Origin of the sequence: Devosia sp. (genome assembly GCF_040509215.1) — a bacterium.
Taxonomy (GTDB): Bacteria; Pseudomonadota; Alphaproteobacteria; order Rhizobiales; family Devosiaceae; genus Devosia.
Map to the genome: position 1 here is coordinate 1 of NZ_JBEVLL010000342.1, position 3,873 is coordinate 3,873.

General features: G+C 57.8%; 3 protein-coding genes and 1 pseudogene. 1 reads left to right on the plus strand and 3 read right to left on the minus strand.

Annotation, left to right across the window (positions count from 1 at the left end; all coding sequences use genetic code 11):
* Nucleotides 1-1,524, plus strand: a pseudogene (locus ABW043_RS19510) (hypothetical protein); the annotation flags it as partial.
* Between the two features lie 110 nt (nucleotides 1,525-1,634).
* Here ABW043_RS19510 and ABW043_RS19515 read toward each other — a convergent pair.
* From ABW043_RS19515 to ABW043_RS19525, 3 genes are all read right to left on the minus strand, one after another.
* On the minus strand, nucleotides 1,635-1,928 hold the full coding sequence (locus ABW043_RS19515; RefSeq protein WP_353922869.1) for a type II toxin-antitoxin system RelE/ParE family toxin: 294 nt from the start codon (nucleotides 1,926-1,928) through the stop codon (nucleotides 1,635-1,637).
* On the minus strand, nucleotides 1,925-2,233 hold the full coding sequence (locus ABW043_RS19520; RefSeq protein ID WP_353922870.1) for a type II toxin-antitoxin system RelB/DinJ family antitoxin: 309 nt from the start codon (nucleotides 2,231-2,233) through the stop codon (nucleotides 1,925-1,927). Before ABW043_RS19520 ends, ABW043_RS19515 begins: the two co-directional genes overlap by 4 nt.
* A gap of 214 nt (nucleotides 2,234-2,447) precedes the next feature.
* The coding region (locus tag ABW043_RS19525; RefSeq protein ID WP_353922871.1) for a GMC family oxidoreductase at nucleotides 2,448-3,873 on the minus strand (1,426 nt) is incomplete at its 5' end.

Below are 3,873 nucleotides of genomic sequence, written 5' to 3' on the forward strand. Positions count from 1 at the left end.
GAGATCCTCGATTGGGTGCGCCGGGTGATCATTTCCGGCTCTACTGAATATCGCCGCTATCAGGCAGCAGCCAGCAAGCAGCGTTATGCCATACGTTTTCCCGGCGTCACCTATGGCGGCAGCTTTCTTTCCGCTCAATCGTCGGCATCCGCGGCCGGTGCCAATCAGAACCTCGCGGCGGAACTTGATGATCCGGATCTGCTCTCTGGCGTTGTCGATGCGCCGCCGAGGCTTGCAATGGAAATGGCTGATCTCATCCGCTTCAAAACTTCGACGCTGACGGCTATTGGGTTTCAGCGTAATGGCGTCTGGGGTGAAGAAACAGCCTCCCAGAAGACTGAGCACCTCGGCTTGATGTTTGGTGCACTGGCTGCCTCGCCAAATGGTGCCGTGAAGGGTTACGGTGTGCCAGTCAGCCAGTTGAGTTTCGGCCTTCTCGTCTTCCCCGGTGTTTGGGACTGGTATCTACAGTGGCGGGAACAGCGGCGTGGTTTCTATACCAAATGGGAAGAGGACATGTTGATGGTCGCCCAAGCTCTTTCTCGCATGGACGTTGGCTGGATCCGGCAGCACCCGGAACTCCTTCGGAATGTCAGGCCCATCGCGGGTTTGATCGAGCAGGAAGAAATCGATTTCGCGGCTCGCGACTGGCATGGTGCCTGCGATGCGTTTCATCGGCATGCCGCCAATCGATCCAAGGAAATCCAACGCGTCATGCGTGTACACCGCGACCCGTTCGAACCAATCATGTGCGTGCTGGAAGCAGAAAGCCCGTTGGCGGAATATCGGAAGATCACAGATGAGATCGTGAGACGCATGCCGGATGAAAGCCGATACCCGCGGCCGGCGGCCGAAGCCGTCAGGTCCTTCTTGCTCCTCCGGCTTGGCCTCCATCTCGGGCTCAGACAAAAAAACCTTCGCCAACTTCGTATCTGCCCCCGCGGACATTATCCGACATCAGAGCGCCGGCTTGAAGACATGAAATGCGGCGAGTTGCGGTGGAGCGATCGCGACCATGGGTGGGAGGTCCTTATCCCATCGGTCGCATTCAAAAACTCTGGCTCCTCCTTCTTCGGACAGAAGCCGTTCAGGCTGATCCTGCCCGACTTGCTCGATCTCTACAAATACCTTGACGCTTACATCGACCGCCATCGTGGTGTTCTGCTCGGCGGAGCCAAAGATCCCGGAACCCTGTTCGTAAAAACGGTCAAGACCACCAGCCTCGATGCGGCCTACAACTCGACGACGTTCTATGAGGCTTGGCGGACCGTCATTCAACGCTTCGGGATCTACAATCCCTACACTGGACGGGGTGCGATCAAGGGCCTGCTGCCACATGGACCGCATAACCTGCGGGACATTCTTGCGACGCATATTCTGAAGCAGACCGGATCATACGAACAGGCAAGCTACGCTATTCAGGACACGCCCGATGTCGTGCAACAGCACTATGGTCGCTTCCTGCCGCAAGATAAGGCCGCGCTGGCGGCCAGGATCCTCAACCAAGTCTGGGAAGCTGCATAAAATCGAATGAGATGCTTGGCTTGGATGTTGGCTACAGCCTACGTCCGAGCCGACCTCGTCGTTACGCTCTTGATGGGGATCAGAACCGTTGACCCACGCGAGCGCGGTCGTCAGCTTACCGGCAGATATTCTGGCCATTCCTGCGCGCCATGAAGTACGCGGAGGATTCGAACTGTCGTCTCGGTAATGGCGTATGCGGCAACATAGGGTGTGCCATTAATGACAAGTTCGCGCGTCACAGCAATTCGACCCACGCGGCCACTTGCGGGAAAATCGAGCAAACGACGAGCAGCAGAGACTATCCGTTCGTCGATCAGAACAGCCGCTGTAGGATTACCTGCCTCAATATATGTGAAGATGGCGTCGCGATCCGACAACGCAAACGCAGACCAAGTGAGCTTCACGATTCTCGCGCACCGGCTTTAAGTAGAGCGGCTGCTCGGCGCTTTGCAAAGTGCGCCTCGACCTCGTCGTCCGATAAATCCGGTCGAGTATCATTCAACGCTTCAAGGACTTTGGTCCGAAACCAAGCGTCATGCGCTTCACTGCCAGAAAGCAACTCAAGAGGCAGTGCCCCCTCGTTAGCAGTCCGGGTAAGCATGATACGGACCGCATCAGACACTGTGAGGCCCATGCTTTCAAGCACAGCAGAAGCGCGGTCCCGAACTTCGGCATCGATACGTGTTTGAACAAGCGCGTTAGCGGCCATGGCAATCTCCTACATTTCGTAGCAATGTAATTCAATCGAATGACATTTTCCAGATGAATTTTGAACCGCCGTGTCCCATACGGCACTTTCAACCTCTTGAGCGGATTCGAACCGACGACCCGTTGCTATCATCGAACTTCGTTGATTTGGACCGCTTTACATAATCGATCAGCGGCGGCTGGCGGAAGCCAGCCACCGAGTTCTACAGCGAAGTTCAGCTGACCAGAGCCTGATTTTCGCCGGCGGCTTCGAGACCGTGCATGTTCCGGATCAGATCGGCCGCACGCTCTCCGATGACAACGCAAGGCGCCATCGTATTGCCGGTCGTGATCCGCGGCATGATCGAAGAATCCGCGATGCGCAGGCCTTCGATCCCGTAAACCTTGAGCTCGTGATCGACTACCGACATGCTATCGCGCCCCATCTTGGCGGTGCAGGACTGGTGCCAGTAGGTGACAGCAGAACGCCGGATGAAGTCGATCATCCCCGATCTAGTGCGTGCACGCGGAGCCGCTTCGCCCGTCACCAAAGGCTTGAAACCATCGCTGTTCCCAAGCTCGCGGCACAATTCCACTGCGGCCAAGGCGGCAGCCATGTCTTCCGGCTCGCTCAGTGAATTTGGTTCAATCAAGATAGGATCATCGAAATCCGGACCGGAGAGCTGCAGCCGACCACGGCTCTTCGGTTGTGCAAGGCCGTTGAACATCGTCCAGCCATGTTCCGGCGTTTCGAGACCCGTTTCGATCGGCGACGGAACAGCAAACTCAAGCTGGCACTGGAGAATGTCCGGCTGGGCGAGACGCGAGTCGCTCTTCCAGTAGAGTTTTGCTTCGCAACCGCTACCGCCAACGGCTTCTGGCTTTCGGTACGCCCAGGTGCAGCCGAAGGCGAGATGATCCTGATGATTGCGACCTACACCGGGCAGGTGTTGAACGACGGCGATACCGTGTGATCGCAGTTCCTCTTCCGGGCCGATGCCCGATTGCATCAGGACTTTCGGCGTGTTGATTGCTCCGAGCGAAAGAACGGTCTCGCAGCGCGCCATGAACTGGTGTTTCTTGCCTTCGAGAAGCACTTCGACCCCGATCACGCGCTGGCCTTCGAATATCAGGCGCGTAACCAACGCCCCAGTCAACACCGTGAGGTTTGGCTGAGATATAAGCGGGCGCATATAGGACTCGAACACCGTCTCCCGCTTCCCGTCGCGGATCCGAAGTTCAGCGATCGAGGCGCCGCCTGCGGACTCCATCATCTCGCCGTTTGGGGTATCGTAGACCGGAATGCCGATCGTGGACGCGGCACTCAACAGAGCTTCAGCAACAGGCTGAGGTGACTGTGGCTGCGCGACATAGGCCGGCCCTCCCGCGCCGCGGCGGGAGGGATCAGGGGCGCCCTGCCAGTTTTCGATCCGCCGGTAGTAACCCAGGATCGACTCATAGCCCCAGGCGTCGTCACCGGCCTCTGAGGCAAAGTGATCCCAGTCCTCTTTATGCCCCCTCGCCCACACCATGACATTGATACTCGAACCGCCGCCGAGCCCCTTGCCCATGCTGAGCGGGAGACGTCGCCCATTCAGGCCAGGTGCCGGCTGTCCAACAAAGCCCCAATCTCGACTTGAGCCGAGATTGAGCGGCCATAGC

Bases quoted from the DNA above. Each gene is read 5' to 3' on its own strand.
- ABW043_RS19520 (WP_353922870.1), bottom strand. From the start codon at position 2,233: ATGGCCGCTAACGCGCTTGTTCAAACACGTATCGATGCCGAAGTTCGG.